This is a genomic window from Streptomyces sp. NPDC031379, assembly GCF_055569615.1.
In genome coordinates this window covers 191,665-208,781 of sequence record NZ_JBVIIT010000013.1, presented here as the reverse complement: position 1 = coordinate 208,781, position 17,117 = coordinate 191,665, and the positions used below count along the sequence as shown (strand labels likewise).

Here is a 17,117-nt window from a genome sequence, read left to right as displayed (position 1 = left end):
TCGTGTGTACGCGCAGTCAGCGGGCCGCCGGATGAGCGGTCCACCACCAGGAGCGGGTCGAATGCGCGAACATGTCCGGCACCTTACCCCATGGGGGATACGATCTTCGTCTGCAATTGACATGTCCCACTCGACTTCATGGAAGGTGTGCATGGGACTCATACGGGGATCCAGGCTGCTGGCCTGGATGGCTGCCACAGCGGCGCTGATGACCGGCCTCACGGCCCAGCCCGCCTCGGCCGCGGACTCGCCGACGATGACCAAGCTCTCGCTCGGCGCCGACCAGTTCGAACTGACCGACACGAGCTATGTCTCGGCCACGAACAACCTCTACAACAATCACCTCACCAGCCACGCCGGCCTCACCGACGTCGTCACCACCGACTACACGAAGAACTCCTCCGGAGCGACCGACGGCTGGCTGAACCTGCGCTCCATGCGCTCCTGCGCCGGCACCGAGACCAAGGCGCTGCCCCCGGCGGGCACCAAGAAGGCCTGGTGCTGGTCGAAGGCCCACACCGACGACACCAGCCCGCACTGGTGGCCGCAGGGCCTGAGCACCACGGGCACCGCCGACGGTGGCGACGGCGCCATCCAGGGCAGGCACGTCACGGCGGTCTCCTGGCACTACCGGACGCTCAGCCACGAGACCTCCGCGGGCTGCAAGACCAACAACCTGCTGAAGCTGAGCTTCCTCGACCGCGACACCGGCAAGTACCGCCACGTCCTGCTCGCCGAGCCGACCGACTCGGGCAACGACTTCAGGTACGTGACCGGCCACGGCGGCGGCATCGTCTGGTACGGGAACTACATCTACGTCACGGACACCGCGAACGGCATCCGGGTCTTCGACGTCAACAGGCTCGCCAAGGTCGACACCTACGGCTCCGGCGTGAGCAGCTACGGCATCGACGGCGCCGGCCGGTCCAGCGCCTGCGGCTATCCCTACGTCCTGCCGGAGGTCCACTACTACAAGCAGGCGGGCACGCCGTCCGACTGCTCGGGCCACACCATCGACCCCCAGCAGCTGTGCTTCTCCTGGCTCTCGCTGGACAAGACCGGCGGCGGCCCGTTCAAGCTGGTCGCCGGCGAGTGGCAGGGCTACACCGACGGCGGCCGCGTGGTGCGCTACCAGCTGAACCCGGCCGGCTCCTCCACCTACCCCGGCCTGCTCAACATGTCCGGCGGCAGGACCGTGATCCAGGACGCCTACGCCGCCTCCCGCTACCGGGGCCTGCAGGGCGGCATGACCTGGACCGACAGCGCGGGGGTGCTGAACTTCGGCTTCCACAAGGGGTGCGGCACCGTACCCGGCGTGTACTCCCACACCTGGGTGGGCGACACCCGGGCCGCGACGAGCTGCGCGGCCGGCGGCAACTGGGCGGCGGGCCCGCCCCAGGCCCTCAGCTACTGGCCGAAGCTCGACGCCGCCCAGGTCGACGAGGTGTGGGGGCTGACCGAGGGCTTCTGCGCGGGCACCGACCTGAAGGCGGCCCACGAGGAGTTCGTGCCCGACTCGCCGGTCAGCGACCACGACGTGTGCAAGGACTACAGGGGGGCGGACAACCTCTCCCTGCGTGCCGTCTTCGCCGTCGGCTTCACCGACCCGGTGGTGCAGAACCTGCACTGACCGGACGCGGCCGAACGGCCCGGACAGGTCCGCCGCGGGCAGATCGCGCGGCGGACCTGTCCGTCTCATCCTGTGGGCCAGGGCATGGACGCCTGCGTCGACCCCGTAGTGTTGAGGACGTGACCGTGAACGCAACCAGCACCAGCGCTGGCAACACCTGGCGAAACCTGCCCGCGGCGCAGCAGCCCGAGTACCCCGACACCGAGGCTCTGCGCGCAGTGATCGCGGACCTCGAGTCGTATCCGCCGCTCGTCTTCGCGGGCGAGTGCGACCAGCTGCGCGCCCGGATGGCGTCCGTCGCCAAGGGAGAGGCGTTCCTCCTCCAGGGCGGCGACTGCGCCGAGGCCTTCGACGCGGTGTCCGCCGACCACATCCGCAACAAGCTCAAGACGCTCCTGCAGATGGGTGCCGTCCTGACCTACGCGGCCTCCGTGCCCGTGGTGAAGGTCGGCCGGATCGCGGGCCAGTACTCCAAGCCGCGCTCCAAGCCCACCGAGACCCGCGACGGCGTGACGCTCCCGGTGTACCGGGGCGACTCCGTCAACGGCTTCGACTTCACCGAGGCCAGCCGCATCCCGGACCCGGAGCGGCTGAAGCGCATGTACCACGCGTCGGCGTCCACGCTGAACCTGGTGCGCGCCTTCACCACCGGCGGCTACGCCGACCTGCGCCAGGTGCACGCCTGGAACCAGGACTTCGTGCGAACCTCCCCGTCGGGCCAGCGTTACGAGCAGCTGGCGCGCGAGATCGACAACGCGCTGAACTTCATGCGGGCCTGCGGCACCGACCCGGAGGAGTTCAAGACCGTCGAGTTCTTCTCCTCGCACGAGGCGCTGCTGATGGACTACGAGTCGGCCCTGACCCGCGTCGACTCCCGCACCGGCAAGCTGTACGACGTCTCCGGGCACATGGTGTGGATCGGTGAGCGCACCCGGCAGCTGGACGGCGCGCACATCGAGTTCGCCTCGAAGATCCGCAACCCGATCGGCATCAAGCTCGGCCCGACCACGACGGCCGAGGAGGCGCTGCAGTACATCGACCGCCTCGACCCCGAGCGGGAGCCGGGCCGGTTGACCTTCATCGTCCGCATGGGTGCCGGCAAGATCCGCGACAAGCTCCCCGAGCTGGTGGAGAAGGTCACGGCGTCCGGCGCGACGGTCGCCTGGGTGACCGACCCGATGCACGGCAACACCTTCGAGGCGGCCTCCGGTCACAAGACCCGCCGCTTCGACGGCGTGCTCGACGAGGTCAAGGGCTTCTTCGAGGTCCACAAGGCGCTCGGCACCCACCCGGGCGGCATCCACGTGGAGCTGACCGGCGACGACGTCACCGAGTGCGTGGGCGGCGGCGACGAGATCTTCGTCGACGACCTGCACCAGCGCTACGAGACCGCCTGCGACCCGCGGCTGAACCGCAGCCAGTCGCTGGACCTGGCGTTCCTCGTGGCCGAGATGTACCGGGACCAGTGATTCCCTGGGGCGCGGATCACACCGGATCCGCGCCCCACCCACTTTTGCCGGCGCCATGGGATGGGTAAGGTTAGGTTTGCCTCACCGATAAACGGGACGGCAGTAGGACAGCGACCCCGTCGGGAGGTGAGCCGGATGTACGTCTGCAGTTGCTTCGGCATCACCGAGCAGCAGGTCCAGCAGCACGCGGAGAACGGCGCCTGCACGCCGCGCCAGATAGCCTCCGCCAGCAAGGCCGGCACCGACTGCGGATCGTGCGTACGCCGCATCCAGGCCATCCTCGGCCGTGGCGCCTGTCCGCGCCGTGAACTCGCCGAGCAGGGCCGTTCCGTCCTGACGCCGCTGGACGAGGCCGCCTAGCTCTCCGGCTGCTCGATCAGCTGGGCCAGATAGAGCGCTTCGCCGAGCTTCTCCAGCAGTTCCAGCTGGGTGTCGAGATAGTCGATGTGGTGCTCCTCGTCGGCGAGGATGTCCTCGAAGATGTTCGCCGACGTGATGTCGCCCTTCTCGCGCATCACCTTGATGCCCCGGCGCAGGCGGTCGATCGCCTCCACCTCGATCTGCCGGTCCGCCTCGAACATCTCCCGGACCGTCTGCCCCACCCGCACGTGGAACAGCCGCTGGTAGTTGGGCAGCCCGTCCAGGAACAGGATCCGGTCGGTGAGCACCTCCGCGTGCTTCATCTCGTCGAACGACTCGTGCCGCGTGTACTTGGCGAGCTTCGTCCAGCCGAAGTTCTCCTGCATCTTCGCGTGCAGGAAGTACTGGTTGATCGCGGTCAGCTCGCCGGTGAGCTGCTCGTTGAGGAACTCGATGACCTCGGGGTCGCCCTGCATCGCAGCGGGCTCCTTCCACACGGAGGGACGGGGGAGGCGTGCGGCGGCATGATTGCACCGGCGGAGAAGATCGTCCAGTAAGTGTGTACTTAGTAAGTACGTGCCGAGTTGATACCTCTTGTCCGGTTCAGGGCCGGGTGGTCAAGGGCACTGCCCGAGGTCTGTCAGGATGGATACATGGGTCATCCGGTGGAGCGAGAGTCTGGAGCAGCGGCAGGGTCCGAGCTTCCGCCGGGTCAGCGGCTCCAGCGCGGCTGGCCGGTCACCCACTACGGGCCCGTCCCGAAGTTCCGGCCCGAGCGCTGGGAGTTCCGGGTCTTCGGCGCCACCGCCGACGGCGACAAGCGCACCTGGAACCACGAGGAGTTCACGGCCCTGCCGTACACCACCGTGGTGGCCGATCTGCACTGCGTGACGAAGTTCAGCATGGTCGGCGCGGAGTGGGGCGGCATCCCGGCCGGCGCGATCCTGGACCTGGCCCCGCCGGCGCCGGACGTCACCCATGTGATGGTCTGGGCGGAGTACGGCTTCAGCTCGAACCTGCGCCTGGCGGACTTCGTCTCGGACCGTACGATCTTCGCCACCCACAAGGACGGTGAGCTGCTCACCGCCGAGCACGGCTTCCCGGTCCGTCTGATCGTGCCCCACCTGTACGCCTGGAAGGGTCCGAAGTGGGTCCGCGGCGTGGAGTACATGACCGCCGACCGCCGCGGCTTCTGGGAGGAGCGCGGCTACCACAACCTCGGCGACCCCTGGAAGGAGCAGCGCTACTCCTACCAGGAGGAGCCCGGGGACGGCCCCGAACTCTGACTCCCGGTCCCGGATGCGTCAGTGGTGGTACTGGTGCACCACGGCGTGCCCCTTGCCCCGCCCGATCGTCCACTTGTTGACCGGCGTGGTCACCACGAAGGCGATCAGGAGCGAGATCGCCAGCGAGACCCAGAACAGTGCGTCGCTCAGGGTGGCGTCCATCGCGGACGGCCATACGAGGATCACGCCGTTGTCGATCAGCTCCATGACCGCGATGGAGAGCGTGTCCGCGGCCAGCGCCACCCGGAACGCCGTACGGAAGCCGACGCCGGCCCGCAGCACCCCGCGCAGGGTGAGCGAGTAGCCGAAGACGAAGGCCAGGATGATCGCCAGCACCATGGTCGGCAGGTTGCCCCATCCGAGCGCCGTGCCGATGATCATGCCGAGCACCTCGCCGATGGCGCAGCCGGTGAGGCAGTGCAGGGTGGCCTGGGCGGCCATGGACCAGGTGGTGTCCGGCGCGTGACCGTGGTGCTGGTGCTGGTGCTGGTGCTGGTGCTGGTGCTGGTGCTGGTGCTGTTCGTGTTCGGTGTGGGCCGAGTGGTCCATGGTTTCCCCCATGCCGAGTGACGGTTCCTGCATCGACAGGAACCGTATACCCCCTGGGGGTATTCCTGAAGAGTTCAGGAATCCCGGAGTTTCTTCAGCCGCTCCACATCGGCCGCGTGGCCCTCCTTGCCGCCCGGCGTCTCGATGACCAGCGGCACGCCCGCGGTCGCCGGGTGGGTCATCAGAGCGCGGAAGGGGTCCTCGCCGATGTGACCGGCGCCGATGTTCTCGTGCCGGTCCTTGTGCGCGCCGACCACGTCCTTGGAGTCGTTGGCATGGATCAGCTTCAGCCGGCCCTCGCCGACCGTGTCCACCAGCAGGTCCAGGGTCTGGTGCATGCCGCTCGGCCCGGTCAGGTCGTGGCCGGCGGCGAAGATGTGGCAGGTGTCGAGGCACACGCCCAGCTTCGGATGGGCGTCCAGCGCCTCGAAGTACGGCCCGAAGTCCCAGGTGCGCGAGCACAGCGAGGCGCCCTGCCCGGCGGTCGACTCCAGCAGCAGGAACGGGTCGTCGTCGTGGGTCAGCTCGTCCAGCAGCGGCAGCAGATGCTCGCGCACCTGCTTCAGCGCCACCTCCCGCGCCCGCCCGCCGGTCGCGCTGCCGGTGTGCACGACCACGCCCAGCGCGCCGATCTCCCGCCCGCGCCGCAGCGAGTGCCGCAGGGACAGAACGGACCGCTCCACGGTCGCCTCGGTGTGCGAGCCGAAGTTGATCAGATAGGGCGCGTGGACGTACGCCGGAAGCGACTCCTCGGCGCACGCCGCGCGGAACGCCTCGTCCTGCCGGGGGTTCCCGGCCGGCGTGGCCCACCCGCGCGGGTTGGCGACGAAGACCTGCACGGTCTCGGCCTTCAGGTCGCGGGCGTACGACAGCCCCACGGAGTGCAGGCCGCCGGCCACGGGGACATGACCGCCTACGGGGTTGCGGGGGAGGGAGGACTGCTCAGGACTCACCCGTTCAGGGTGTCATGCCCGCCACGGCACCCGGACCACGGTCCCCGGTGACCCCCGTCACCGGATGGTGATCGTGATCGTCGACCCCTTGGGTGCCGTCTCGCCGCCCTCCACCGACTGCTTCTTCACGGTGTCACCGAACAGCCCGAGCAGCCCGCGGTCCTTGTCCACCTCGAAGCCGGAGTCCTCCAGCGCCTGCACCGCGTCGTCGACGCTGTCGCCCACGACGTCCGGGACCTCGATCATCTCCGGGCCCTTGGACAGCGTCAGCGTCACCGTGTCGCCCTCGGCGGCCTGCTTGCCGTCCCGTGGGCTCTGCGCGGCGACCTTGCCCTTGTCGTACTCGGAGTTGATCCGCTCGGGCGCGATCCGCACCTTCAGGCCGGCGTCCGTCAGTTCCTGCTTCGCGCTGTCCAGGTCGTCGCCGGTGACGTCCGGGACGTCGATCGGGCTGCCCTTGCTGACGGTCAGCGCGATCGCCGAACCGGCGTGCCGCCTGGTGCCCGCCTGCGGTGTCGTGGCGATCACGGACCCCTTGGCGACGTCCTCGCTGAAGTCACGGGTGACCATGCCCGGCTCGAGACCGTCCGCCTTCAGCCGCGCCTGCGCCTTGGCGAGCGGCTGTCCCGACAGATCCGGCACGTTCACCGTCTCCGGGCCGAGCGAGACGGTCAGCGTCACCGAGTCGTGGTCCCGGATCCGGGCACCGGGCGCCGGGTCGCTGCTGATGACCGTGCCGCGCTTGACAGTGTCGTTGTACGCCCGCTCGACCTTCCCGACGTCGAGCCCGGCCGCCTCCAGCCGGTCCCTCGCCTGCGTCTCCGTCTTCGCCAGCAGCGGCGGGACCTTCGTGAACTGGCCGGAGTTGATGTACCAGATCCCGGCGCCCACGCCGAACACCGCCAGCACGGCGGCGACGACCGTCACCACCAGGCGCCTCGACCGCCGGGGCGGCAGGGGCGGCACGGGCGGTGCCTGGAGCCTGCTGGTGTGCTGGACGGCGCCCTCGGCCGGCTCGGCCTCGCCCACGGGCAGCGGCCGGGGCACGGTCAGCGAACGGGGGATCACGGTCGTCCGGTCGTCGGCGTTGTCGTGCTCCGCGGTCAGGGCCTGCGGCGGCAACGCGTCCAGCTGCTCCTCGGTCAGCGCCCGGCGCGCCGAGCGCACCTGGCCGAGCAGCGCCACGGCGTCGTGCGGGCGGACGTCCGGGTTGCGCGCCGTGGCCGACGCGACCAGCAGGTCCAGCTCCTGGGGCAGTCCCGGCACGAGCGCCGAGGGCGGCGGCACGTCCTCGTGGACGTGCTTGTAGAGCACCTGGGCGGGGGAGTCCCCGGCGTGCGGTTTCCCGCCCGTCAGCATCTCGTAGAGGACGACACCGCACGCGTACACGTCGACGCGCGGGTCGGTGGTGCCCTGTTCTATCTGCTCGGGCGCGAGATAGGACACCGTGCCGAGCACGGAACCCGTCGTGCTGGTCACGGTGTCCACCGACCGCACCAGCCCGAAGTCGGCGACCTTGACCCGGCCGTCGTCCCCTATCAGGACGTTCTCGGGCTTCATGTCGCGGTGCACGAACCCGGCCCGGTGCGCGGCACCGAGCGCGGCCAGCACCGGCTCCAGGACGTCCAGCGCGGCCCGCGGCTGCACCGCGCCCCGCTCGCGCAGCACGTCCCGCAGGGTGCACCCGGCGACGTACTCCATCGCCAGGTACACGTACGACCCGTCGGTGCCCTGGTCGAAGACCTGCACCACATTGGGGTGGTCGAGCCGGGCGACGGACTTCGCCTCCCGGATGAACCGCTCGACGAAGGACCCGTCGACCGCGAGCGTCGGGTGCATCACCTTCAGCGCGAGGACGCGGTCCAGGCGGGTGTCCAGGGCCCGGTAGACCGTGGCCATCCCGCCCGCCGCGATCCGCGCGTCGACGCGATAACGGCCGTCGAGCAGCTGCCCGAGGAGGGGGTCCTGAAGGGTCGTATCCACGCCAGGGAGTCTACGAGGGGCGACCGACACTCCCGCCCCCCTTGCTCGTCACGGGGGCGGAAATGCAGCAGAGCTGTGACTGTCGCGCTACTGGAAGGCGGGGCGCTCGGGGTCGAGGTGCGCGCGCCCCTCGGTGGGGGAGGACGCCTCGGCGAAGTGACGGCGCGGGATCCGCCCCGCCAGCCGGGCCAGCCGGCCCGCCTCGACGGCGAGCTTCATGGCCGCGGCCATCGTCTCCGGCTCCTGCGCCCGGGTCACCGCGGAGGCCAGCATCACCCCCGCACACCCCAGCTCCATCGCCAGCGCCACGTCGGACGCCGTACCGGCCCCCGCGTCCAGGATCACCGGCACCCGCGCGTGCTCCACGATCAGCTGGAAGTTGTGCGGGTTGCGGATGCCGAGCCCGGACCCGATCGGCGAGCCCAGCGGCATCACCGCCGCACAGCCGACGTCCTCCAGCTTCCGCGCGAGGACGGGATCGTCGTTCGTGTACGGCAGCACCGTGAACCCGTCGTCGACCAGCGTCTCCGCCGCCTCCAGCAGCTCCACCGGGTCCGGCAGCAGCGTCCGCTCGTCGGCGATGACCTCCAGCTTGATCAGGTCCGTGCCCAGCGCCTCCCGGGCCAGCCGGGCGGTCAGCACGGCCTCCCCGGCGGTGAAACAGCCCGCCGTGTTCGGCAGCACCCGGATGCCCAGCTTCTCCAGCACGGACAGCACCGAGCCGTGCACGGAGGGGTCCACCCGTCGCATCGCGACCGTGGTCAGCTCCGTACCGGAGGCGGTCAGCGCCCGCTCCAGCACATCCAGGCTCGGCGCACCGCCCGTGCCCATGATCAGCCGGGAGCCGAACGGCACACCGCCGAGGACGAAGGGATCGTCGGCCATGGGTCAGCCTCCTTGGACGGCGGTGAGGACTTCGACGCGGTCGCCGTCGGCGAGCGCGGTGACCGCCCACTGCGTGCGCGGGACGACGGTCTCGTTGACGGCGGCCGCCACCCCGGAGGGTGCCGGGGTGAGGGTGCGGACGAGGGAGTCGAGAGCGGTGCCCGGGGCGATCTCCCGGTGCTCCCCGTTGACGGAGATGGTGACGGACATGGTCATGCGGGCTGCTCCAGAAGGCGTGCGGGCTGCTCCGGCGGTACGGCACCGAAGCGCTTCGGCGTGAACGGGCGGGCTTCCTCGGGGAGTTCACCGGTGACCAGCGTGTGCGCCAGGACGTCCCCGGTGACCGGGGTGAGCAGTACCCCGTTGCGGTAGTGCCCGGTGGCCAGCAGCAGACCGTCCAGACCGGACGGGCCGAGCAGCGGCGCGTTGTCCGGGGAGCCGGGGCGCAGTCCCGCCCGGGTCTCGGTGAGCGGCAGCTCGGTGATCCCCGGCACCAGCTCGTGCGCGTCGCGCAGCAGCTCGTACACGCCGCCCGCCGTGACCGTCGTGTCCCAGCCCAGCTCCTCGCTGGTCGCGCCGACGACCAGCTCGCCGTTCTCGCGGGGCACCAGATAGACGTGGCTGCCGCGGACCATGGCCCGCACGGTCCGGCTCAGGAACGGCGCGAACCGGCGGGGCACGGTCAGCCGCAGCACCTGCCCCTTCACCGGCCGTACCGGCGGCAGCAGCGCCTCCGGCACGCCCGCGAGCCGCCCGCTCAGGCTTCCGGCGGCGAGCACGACCTGGTCCGCGCGCAGGCCGGTGCCGTCCGCCGTGGTGACGCCGGCGGCCCGGTCCCGTACGACGTCCAGGCGCTCGGCCCACGCGCGGTGGAACACCACCCCGGCGCGCTTGCACGCGGTCACCAGGGCCGCGGCCAGCCGCCGCGGGTCGATCTGGTGGTCGCCGTCGACCCGCAGCCCGCCGCGCACGCCGGGCGCGAGCATCGGCTCCAGGCGCCGGCACTCCCGTCCCGGCAGCCACTCGGACTCCAGGCCCGAGCGCTGCTGGAGCGCGTGCAGTTCGCGCAGGTGGGCGCGGTCGTCGGCGTCGAGCGCGACCGCGAGGGTGCCGCAGCGGCGGTAGCCGAGGTCGTGGCCGGTCAGTTCGGTCAGTTCGGCCGCGAAGTCCGGATAGCGCCGGGCCGATTCCAGGTTCAGGGCGAGCAGCGTCTCCTCGCCGTAGTGCAGTTCGGTGACCGCGGCCAGCATCCCGGCCGCGACCCGCGCGGCACCGCCGCCGGGCTCGGGGTCCACCACGGCGGTGGCGAGCCCGCGCTGCGCCGCGCGCCAGGCCGTGACCAGGCCGATGATCCCGCCCCCGATGACGAGGACGTCGGACGTACGTGACGACATGGGCGTCCAGCCCCTCCCTTCGCCGGCATGACCCGGATCAGGTTCGTACGGTCGGAGGCCGCCAGCCTCCCTCTCAGCCCGGTGCGTCCGGGCTCCCGCGAGTGCTTGTACGGTGGCCACCCTAGCCCGCAGCGCTCGTCACTCGTAAGGGAGCCCCGGTCCATGGCCCGCTCGCTCGACGGACTCGTCCTCGCCCCCACAGCGGACCAGGCCCCAGGTCAGGTGGGCACCCGCACCCGTTTCACGTACCACGAGAAGGACGGCGAGATCTGGGCCGCGTACGCGGGCGGCGACGTCGTGCGCGGCCATCTCGTCGGGACCCGCGAGGGCGACCGGCTGGACTTCCGGTACGTGCAGCTCAAGACCGACGGGACGACCGCCTCCGGGCACTGCGTCTCCACGGTCGTGGAGCTGCCGGACGGGCGGGTGCGGCTGGAGGAGACCTGGGAGTGGGAGTCGCGGCCTGGTTCCGGCACGAGCATTGTGGAAGAGGTCACCGAGCACGCCCACTGACTGACGATCGATCAGTTGTCTATGGTGATCGGGTGAGCGAGCACACAGCGGAAGAGAGCCCGTCACAGGGACGGCGCGTGGTCGTCGTCGGCGCGGGCATGGCCGGGGTGCAGACCGCGGTCGCCCTGCGGGAACAGGGTTTCACGGGCACCGTGACCGTCATCGGCGCCGAGCCGCACCAGCCTTACGACCGGCCGCCGCTGTCGAAGGCCGTGCTGCTCGGCAAGGCCGAGGACTCCGCCTTCGACGTGGACTTCGAGTCGCTCGGCGTCGAGCTGCGGCTCGGCTGCGAGGTGCTGGGCCTGCGCGCCGCCGACCACGAGCTGGACACCGAGGCGGGCCCGGTGCCCTACGACGTCCTGGTCCTCGCCACCGGAGCCGAACCGATCACCCTGCCCGGCACCGAGGGCGTGCCCGGCGTGCATCTGCTGCGCACCCTGGACGACGCCGAACGGCTGCGGCCCGTGCTCGCCCGGCAGCACGACATCGTGGTCGTCGGCGCCGGCTGGATCGGCGCCGAGTTCGCCACGGCGGCCCGGGAGGCGGGCTGCGCCGTCACCGTCGTCGAGGCCGCCGACCGGCCGCTCGCGGGCGCCCTGCCCGCCGAGGTTGCCGCGCCCATGACCACCTGGTACGCCGACAGCGGCGCCGAACTGCGCACCGACGCGCGCGTGGAGCACGTCGAGCCCGGCGCGGTGGTGCTCGCCGACGGCACGCGGCTGCCCGCGGGCGCCGTCGTCGTCGGCATCGGCGCCCGCCCCGCCACCGGCTGGCTGACCGGCTCCGGCCTCGAGCTGGGCCCGCACGGCGAGGTCCTCGCCGACGCCCACCTGCGCACCAGCGCCGAGGACGTGTATGCCGTCGGCGACTGCGCCTCCTTCCCCTCCGCCCGCTACGGCGAACGGCTGCTCGTCCACCACTGGGACAACGCCCTCCAGGGCCCCCGCACGGTCGCCGCGAACATCCTCGGCGAGACCCCGGCGGCCTACGACCCGGTGCCGTACTTCTGGTCGGAGCAGTTCGGCCGCTTCGTCCAGTACGCCGGCCACCACGCCGCGGCCGACCGCCTGGTGTGGCGCGGCGACCCGGCGGGCCCTGCCTGGTCGGTGTGCTGGCTGCGCGAGGACCGGCTGGTGGCCCTGCTCGCCGTCGGCCGCCCCCGCGACCTGGCCCAGGGCCGCCGCCTGATCGAGGCGGGCCGCACCATGGACGCGCGGGCCCTGGCGGACCCGGCCCGCCCCCTGAAGGACGCGACCGCGGCGCCCTGAAGAGGCGCGGGGTCCTCGCCATGCGGCTGCGCCGCGTGGGGGCGACCGGGCGCCACGGCGCCGCACCCGGACAGCGGCCGATCGCGGCCGATCCGGCGGAGCGCCTACGCTAGGTTCCGTGACCGAGATTGACGCAAAGATCGATGCTCTCGTCCCCGCCTGGCTCACCCTCCCCGACATCGCCGAACAGCTCGGCGTCGAGGTGACGCGTGTGCGGCAGCTGGTCAAGGAGGGCCAGCTCATCGCCGTACGCCGAGGTGAGAACCGGGCGCTGCACGTCCCCGCCGCCTTCATCGACGGGGACAAGGTCGTCAAGGGCCTGTCCGGGACCCTGACGCTCCTGCGGGACGACGGCTTCACGGACGAAGAGATGATCGAGTGGCTCTTCACCCCCGACCCGACCCTGCCCGGCACCCCCGCGCAGGCCCTGAGCGAGAATCGCGGCACGGAGGTGAAGCGCCGCGCCCAGGCGCTCGCCGTCTGAGCCCAACCGCATCAGGGGGTGGCGTGCGGGCCCCGCGCCCGCACGCCATCCGTAGCGCCACCAGGTACACCGACCCCGGGGGGACCCACGCATGTCCGACACCGCCCGCGCCGCGCTCGCCGACGCCCGTCTGTACCTCTGCACGGACGCCCGCAGGCGCCAGGGCGACCTCGCCGAGTTCCTGGACGCGGTCCTGGCCGGCGGTGTCGACATCGTGCAGCTGCGCGACAAGGGCATGGAAGCCGCCGAGGAGCTGGAGCACCTGCGGGTCTTCGCCGACGCCTGCGCCCGGCACGGCAAGCTGCTCGCGGTCAACGACCGCGCGGACGTCGCGCACGCCGCCCGCGCCGGAGTGCTGCACCTCGGACAGGGCGACCTGCCGGTCCCGGCGGCCCGCGCGATCCTCGGCGAGGACGTCCTGATCGGCCGCTCCACGCACGCCGAGGAGGAGGCCGCCGCGGCCGCCGTCCAGGAGGGCGTGGACTACTTCTGCACCGGCCCCTGCTGGCCCACCCCGACCAAGCCCGGCCGGCACGCCCCCGGCCTCGGCCTGGTCCGGCACACGGCCGGTCTCGGCACCGACCGCCCCTGGTTCGCCATCGGCGGCATCGACCTCGAGAACCTGGACGAGGTGCTGGACGCCGGCGCCCGCCGGGCGGTCGTGGTCCGCGCGATCACCGAGGCGGAGGACCCGGGCGCGGCGGCGGCACGGTTCGCCGAGCGGCTGCGCGACGTCCCGTAGGCGGGGCCTGGTGTCCACCTGCTGGACAGGAAGTCGACAAATCAGGCAAATCTCCGGTGTTCGGTTGGGGGACCGCCCACCCCTGGCTAACCTGCCGGTATGGCCCTCGGAACCGCATCCACCAGGACTGATCGCGCACGCACCGTGCGCGACATCCTCGCCACCGGCAAGACGACGTACTCGTTCGAGTTCTCGGCGCCGAAGACCCCCAAGGGCGAGCGGAACCTGTGGAGCGCGCTGCGGCGGGTCGAGGCGGTCGCCCCCGACTTCGTCTCCGTGACCTACGGCGCCGGTGGCTCGACGCGCGCGGGCACGGTCAAGGAGACCCAGCAGATCGTCGCCGACACCACGCTCACCCCGGTCGCCCACCTCACCGCGGTCGACCACTCCATCGCGGAACTGCGCAACATCATCGGCCAGTACGCGGACGCCGGCATCCGCAACATGCTCGCCGTGCGCGGCGACCCGCCCGGCGACCCCATGGGCGACTGGGTGCCGCACCCCCGCGGACTGACCTACGCGGCCGACCTCGTCCGGCTCATCAAGGAGTCGGGCGACTTCTGCGTCGGCGTGGCCGCGTTCCCGGAGATGCACCCGCGCTCCCTCGACTGGGACGCCGACGTCGCCCACTTCGTGGCCAAGTGCCGCGCGGGCGCCGACTACGCCATCACACAGATGTTCTTCCAGCCGGAGTCGTATCTGCGGCTGCGTGACCGGGTGGCGGCCGCGGGCTGCGACACCCCGGTCATTCCCGAGGTGCTGCCGGTGACCAGCGTGAAGATGCTGGAGCGGTTGCCCAAGCTGAGCAACGCCGTCTTCCCGGACGCCCTGAAAGAGCGGATCCTCACAGCGAAGGACGATCCGGCGGCGGTACGCTCCATCGGTATCGAGTTCGCCACCGAGTTCTGCGCGCGGCTGCTGTCCGAGGGAGTGCCCGGACTGCACTTCATCACGCTCAACAACTCCACGGCGACCCTGGAAATCTACGAGAACCTGGGCCTGCACCACCCCCCGCAGGCCTAGACCGGCCGCACCGCGATAGGACACACTGCGTAGCGGTCACTGGGAGAGGGGCGTACATGGGCTGGACGGTCCTCTACATCGCGTTCGGCATCGTCGCACTGTGGTTGCTGGGCGAGGTGCTGCTGCAGTACAAGGCGCGCCTGCGCTGGCGGCTGCTCGCCTTCGCCGGCTTCCTCGGCGTCGTGCTCGGTGTGCTGATGCCCTCCGTCATCGTGATCGGCCTGGGCGCGATCGCCTTCGCGATCGGTCAGACCTACGTCACGCTGTCGTTCCGCCGTGGCTTCGCCTCCGGCTGGGCCGTCAAGCGTCCCGACGCCGAGACCGGCGGCGGCATCAAGCGCCGCCGTGGCAAGGCGGAGCGCCTGGAGCCGGCCCTGGAGGACTCCGGCCTCGACGCCGCCGACGCCCAGGACGCCGACCACGGCCGCGAACGCCCCGGCTACGGCGACGACTACGACCGCGACGACGTCTTCACCCCGGCCCGCTCTCCCGAACCGGCCGCCGCCGAGACCACCGCCGTCTACGAGCCCGAGCCCCTCCCCGAGGACACCGGCTCCTACGGCGTCTACGGCGACACCGGCACGTACGCGGGCGCCGCCCAGGCCCAGGGCGCCGACCAGGCCTACGCCTACGACTACTCGGGCTACGGCCAGCAGGGCTACGGCTACGACAACGGCGGCCAGCAGGCCTACGCCAACTACTCCGACCCGTACATCGGCACCCAGTCCTACGCCGGTGCCTCGTACGACACCGGCTACGGACAGCAGCAGTACGGCCAGCAGGGCTACGCCCAGGACCCGTACGCCACCGGCGGTTACGGCGAGACCCCGGCCGGCGGGGTGTGGGTGCCGCAGCAGCGCACCGACGAGGCCTACGGCGGCGAACTCCCGCAGGAGCAGCCGTACCCGTACCAGGCGGGCGGCCAGCAGCCGGGGCCCGGCGCCGGATACGACGAGCAGTACCGCTTCTGACGCACCCGGCCCCGGACCGGCGCGAGGAGGACCGCTTCCGGCGCGCCCCGCCTCAGGTCACTGCGAGCCGCGGAACTCCGGGCCCTCCACGATCAGCCCGGCCACCAGCGCGCCCGACATACCGGCGTGCGGGAGGCCGCCGCCCGGGTGGGACCAGCCGCCGACCCGGTACAGACCGGGCAGCCGCGTGGTGTTGGCCGGATGCAGGAAACGCCCCTGGCCGGCGGCGAGCGAGGGCGCGGGCACGGCCCCGAAGAGGGCACCCGTCTCGCCCTCGACCTGTCCGGGTGCGCGCACCTCGTGCCACAGCAGGCGCTCGCGCAGGCCGGGTATGGCGCGCTCGGCGGCTTCGAGGAGCAGATCCGTGTACCGCCGGACCGTGCCCTCGTCCTCCCAGGGGGCGTCGGCCGACACCACGGCGGACAGCACCACGGATTCGTGCCCGTCGTCGGGCCGGAGCGCGGGGTCGTCGGGGCGCAGCACGGTCACCGTGGGTGGCGGGGGCACGTCGCCGCCCGGCGCGACCAGATAGTCCAACTCCGTCTCGGGGGCCGCCGGATGGACGACCGTGCGGTGCACGGCTGCGGGCTCCGGCGCGCCGCGCAGGGCGGCCAGCAGGGTGAACCGCGCGGGCGGGGAGGCGTCCGGGTCGGCTCGCACGTCACCGTCGGCGTCCAGCTGACACTCCGTCAGGGAGCGCAGCCGGGCCGGGTCGACGTCCGCCACGACGTGGTCCGCGTCGGCCGCCGTCCCGTCGCTCAGCTCCACCCCGGCGGCCCGGCCGTCCTTCTCCACGATCCGGGTCACCTCGGCGCCGAAGACGAACTCCACCCGCCGCTGCACACACCGCTCGTACACCGCGCGCGCCAACTCCCGGATGCCGCCGCGCACATACCAGGTGCCGAAGGCGTGCTCCATGTACGGCAGCACCGCCGCGCTCGCCGGAGCGGACCGCGGATCGACGCCGTGCGCCAGCACCTGGCTGTCCAGCAGGTCCGCCAGGCGCTCGTCGCGCAGTTCCCACGAGCCGATCTCGGCCGGTGTCCGCGCCTTCCGCGTCCGCAGCAGCCGCTTGTGCGGGACCGCCGGATACGGTTCCCGCTCGGCCAGCACCTGCCAGTTCGGCCACAGCGGCTCCTCCAGCAGCGGCCGGCGCGTGCGGTCCCAGGCCTCGCGGGCTCGCACCAGGAAGTCGCCCCAGCGCTCGCCTGCTCCCGCGCCCAGTGCCTCGTCCAGGGCCGCGACCACGCCCGCGCGCGAGGTGTTCGGCAGGGACACCCGCGTGCCGTCCGCGAAGACGTGCCGCGCGGCCGGGTCCACCTGGACCAGCTCGACGCGGTCCTCCAGCGGCTCCTTGCCGGTCTTGAGGAACAGGTCACGGTACACGGCGGGCAGCGTCAGCAGCCCCGGGCCGGTGTCGAAGGCGAACCCGTCCCGCTCGAACCGGCGCACCGCACCGCCGTACGTCTCCGTGCGCTCGTACACCACCACCCGGTGGCCCGCGACGGCCAGCCGGGCAGCGGCCGCCATCGCGCCCATGCCGGCGCCGATCACCGCAATCCGTGCCATGACCGCGACTTTATCGAGCGCCACCGACACTCCGGTCG

General features: G+C 71.8%; 19 protein-coding genes and 1 riboswitch. Of the genes, 10 read left to right on the top strand and 9 right to left on the bottom strand.

From position 1 onward, the window contains the following. Positions 1-16 precede the first annotated feature (16 nt). Positions 17-73 (bottom strand): trp operon leader peptide, encoded by a 57-nt coding sequence (locus tag ACZ5CW_RS20720; protein WP_359709449.1) that lies wholly within the window; start codon positions 71-73, stop codon positions 17-19. A 78-nt stretch (positions 74-151) separates the two neighbouring features. Here ACZ5CW_RS20720 and ACZ5CW_RS20715 point away from each other — a divergent pair, with 78 nt between their 5' ends. The 3 genes from ACZ5CW_RS20715 to ACZ5CW_RS20705 all read left to right on the top strand — a co-directional run bounded on the left by ACZ5CW_RS20715 (position 152) and on the right by ACZ5CW_RS20705 (position 3,459). After that, entirely contained in the window at positions 152-1,630 is a 1,479-nt protein-coding gene (locus ACZ5CW_RS20715) for a hypothetical protein (RefSeq protein ID WP_468603329.1), read from the top strand. Positions 1,631-1,749: 119 nt separating this feature from the next. Further along, positions 1,750-3,099: a class II 3-deoxy-7-phosphoheptulonate synthase gene (locus tag ACZ5CW_RS20710; protein ID WP_468603327.1), complete on the top strand. Its 1,350-nt coding sequence runs from the start codon at positions 1,750-1,752 to the stop codon at positions 3,097-3,099. Positions 3,100-3,234: 135 nt separating this feature from the next. Further along, positions 3,235-3,459: a (2Fe-2S)-binding protein gene (locus ACZ5CW_RS20705; RefSeq protein ID WP_468603325.1), complete on the top strand. Its 225-nt coding sequence runs from the start codon at positions 3,235-3,237 to the stop codon at positions 3,457-3,459. Here ACZ5CW_RS20705 and bfr read toward each other — a convergent pair. Then, the gene (gene bfr, locus ACZ5CW_RS20700) at positions 3,456-3,935 is read right to left on the bottom strand and encodes a bacterioferritin (protein WP_468603323.1); all 480 of its coding nucleotides are present in this window, start codon (positions 3,933-3,935) and stop codon (positions 3,456-3,458) included. The genes ACZ5CW_RS20705 and bfr overlap by 4 nt on opposite strands. A 177-nt stretch (positions 3,936-4,112) precedes the next feature. Between bfr and ACZ5CW_RS20695 the strand changes: the two genes are divergently transcribed. Then, positions 4,113-4,745, top strand: a complete 633-nt coding sequence (locus tag ACZ5CW_RS20695) for a sulfite oxidase-like oxidoreductase (protein WP_468603321.1) — start codon at positions 4,113-4,115, stop codon at positions 4,743-4,745. A gap of 18 nt (positions 4,746-4,763) precedes the next feature. On the opposite strand, the gene ACZ5CW_RS20690 is transcribed toward ACZ5CW_RS20695, so the two are convergent. The 6 genes from ACZ5CW_RS20690 to thiO all read right to left on the bottom strand — a co-directional run bounded on the left by ACZ5CW_RS20690 (position 4,764) and on the right by thiO (position 10,509). After that, positions 4,764-5,186, bottom strand: coding sequence for a DUF4396 domain-containing protein (locus ACZ5CW_RS20690; RefSeq protein ID WP_468603319.1), 423 nt, complete (start codon positions 5,184-5,186; stop codon positions 4,764-4,766). Between the two features lie 182 nt (positions 5,187-5,368). Continuing rightward, positions 5,369-6,247 (bottom strand): deoxyribonuclease IV, encoded by an 879-nt coding sequence (locus ACZ5CW_RS20685; protein WP_468603317.1) that lies wholly within the window; start codon positions 6,245-6,247, stop codon positions 5,369-5,371. Between the two features lie 57 nt (positions 6,248-6,304). After that, the gene (pknB, locus tag ACZ5CW_RS20680; protein ID WP_468603315.1) at positions 6,305-8,230 is read right to left on the bottom strand and encodes a Stk1 family PASTA domain-containing Ser/Thr kinase; all 1,926 of its coding nucleotides are present in this window, start codon (positions 8,228-8,230) and stop codon (positions 6,305-6,307) included. 87 nt (positions 8,231-8,317) lie between these two features. Continuing rightward, on the bottom strand, positions 8,318-9,115 hold the full coding sequence (locus tag ACZ5CW_RS20675) for a thiazole synthase (protein WP_468603313.1): 798 nt from the start codon (positions 9,113-9,115) through the stop codon (positions 8,318-8,320). Between the two features lie 3 nt (positions 9,116-9,118). Then, the gene (gene thiS, locus ACZ5CW_RS20670; protein ID WP_468603311.1) at positions 9,119-9,331 is read right to left on the bottom strand and encodes a sulfur carrier protein ThiS; all 213 of its coding nucleotides are present in this window, start codon (positions 9,329-9,331) and stop codon (positions 9,119-9,121) included. Further along, positions 9,328-10,509, bottom strand: coding sequence for a glycine oxidase ThiO (gene thiO / locus ACZ5CW_RS20665; protein ID WP_468603309.1), 1,182 nt, complete (start codon positions 10,507-10,509; stop codon positions 9,328-9,330). Before thiO ends, thiS begins: the two co-directional genes overlap by 4 nt. Beyond that, a riboswitch (TPP riboswitch) is annotated at positions 10,507-10,618 on the bottom strand. (Overlaps the previous gene by 3 nt.) A 53-nt stretch (positions 10,619-10,671) precedes the next feature. Here thiO and ACZ5CW_RS20660 point away from each other — a divergent pair. From ACZ5CW_RS20660 to ACZ5CW_RS20635, 6 genes are all read left to right on the top strand, one after another. Beyond that, the gene (locus tag ACZ5CW_RS20660) at positions 10,672-11,022 is read left to right on the top strand and encodes an avidin-fold protein (protein WP_468603307.1); all 351 of its coding nucleotides are present in this window, start codon (positions 10,672-10,674) and stop codon (positions 11,020-11,022) included. Between the two features lie 32 nt (positions 11,023-11,054). Beyond that, a complete protein-coding gene (locus ACZ5CW_RS20655; RefSeq protein ID WP_468603305.1) occupies positions 11,055-12,290 on the top strand; it encodes an NAD(P)/FAD-dependent oxidoreductase in 1,236 nt (411 codons plus the stop codon). 118 nt (positions 12,291-12,408) lie between these two features. Next, positions 12,409-12,774, top strand: coding sequence for an Rv2175c family DNA-binding protein (locus ACZ5CW_RS20650; protein ID WP_030742629.1), 366 nt, complete (start codon positions 12,409-12,411; stop codon positions 12,772-12,774). Positions 12,775-12,865: 91 nt separating this feature from the next. Continuing rightward, positions 12,866-13,516, top strand: a complete 651-nt coding sequence (gene thiE, locus ACZ5CW_RS20645) for a thiamine phosphate synthase (protein WP_468603303.1) — start codon at positions 12,866-12,868, stop codon at positions 13,514-13,516. Between the two features lie 99 nt (positions 13,517-13,615). Further along, a complete protein-coding gene (gene metF / locus ACZ5CW_RS20640) occupies positions 13,616-14,539 on the top strand; it encodes a methylenetetrahydrofolate reductase [NAD(P)H] (protein WP_468603301.1) in 924 nt (307 codons plus the stop codon). Positions 14,540-14,595: 56 nt separating this feature from the next. After that, a complete protein-coding gene (locus ACZ5CW_RS20635; protein ID WP_468603299.1) occupies positions 14,596-15,510 on the top strand; it encodes an SCO2102 family sporulation regulator in 915 nt (304 codons plus the stop codon). A gap of 57 nt (positions 15,511-15,567) precedes the next feature. Here the strand turns inward: ACZ5CW_RS20635 and ACZ5CW_RS20630 are convergent, their stop codons facing one another. After that, positions 15,568-17,079: a phytoene desaturase family protein gene (locus ACZ5CW_RS20630; protein WP_468603297.1), complete on the bottom strand. Its 1,512-nt coding sequence runs from the start codon at positions 17,077-17,079 to the stop codon at positions 15,568-15,570. Positions 17,080-17,117 lie beyond the last annotated feature (38 nt).

What these genes read in the sequence shown, in the direction of transcription:
- ACZ5CW_RS20715 (WP_468603329.1), top strand. Translation starts at nt 152, where the DNA reads ATGGGACTCATACGGGGATCCAGGCTGCTGGCCTGGATGGCTGCCACA.
- ACZ5CW_RS20705 (WP_468603325.1), top strand. Translation starts at nt 3,235, where the DNA reads ATGTACGTCTGCAGTTGCTTCGGCATCACCGAGCAGCAGGTCCAGCAG.
- bfr (WP_468603323.1), bottom strand. Translation starts at nt 3,935, where the DNA reads ATGCAGGGCGACCCCGAGGTCATCGAGTTCCTCAACGAGCAGCTCACC.
- ACZ5CW_RS20695 (WP_468603321.1), top strand. Translation starts at nt 4,113, where the DNA reads ATGGGTCATCCGGTGGAGCGAGAGTCTGGAGCAGCGGCAGGGTCCGAG.
- ACZ5CW_RS20690 (WP_468603319.1), bottom strand. Translation starts at nt 5,186, where the DNA reads ATGGCCGCCCAGGCCACCCTGCACTGCCTCACCGGCTGCGCCATCGGC.
- ACZ5CW_RS20675 (WP_468603313.1), bottom strand. Translation starts at nt 9,115, where the DNA reads ATGGCCGACGATCCCTTCGTCCTCGGCGGTGTGCCGTTCGGCTCCCGG.
- thiS (WP_468603311.1), bottom strand. Translation starts at nt 9,331, where the DNA reads ATGACCATGTCCGTCACCATCTCCGTCAACGGGGAGCACCGGGAGATC.
- thiO (WP_468603309.1), bottom strand. Translation starts at nt 10,509, where the DNA reads ATGTCGTCACGTACGTCCGACGTCCTCGTCATCGGGGGCGGGATCATC.
- ACZ5CW_RS20660 (WP_468603307.1), top strand. Translation starts at nt 10,672, where the DNA reads ATGGCCCGCTCGCTCGACGGACTCGTCCTCGCCCCCACAGCGGACCAG.
- thiE (WP_468603303.1), top strand. Translation starts at nt 12,866, where the DNA reads ATGTCCGACACCGCCCGCGCCGCGCTCGCCGACGCCCGTCTGTACCTC.
- metF (WP_468603301.1), top strand. Translation starts at nt 13,616, where the DNA reads ATGGCCCTCGGAACCGCATCCACCAGGACTGATCGCGCACGCACCGTG.
- ACZ5CW_RS20635 (WP_468603299.1), top strand. Translation starts at nt 14,596, where the DNA reads ATGGGCTGGACGGTCCTCTACATCGCGTTCGGCATCGTCGCACTGTGG.
- ACZ5CW_RS20630 (WP_468603297.1), bottom strand. Translation starts at nt 17,079, where the DNA reads ATGGCACGGATTGCGGTGATCGGCGCCGGCATGGGCGCGATGGCGGCC.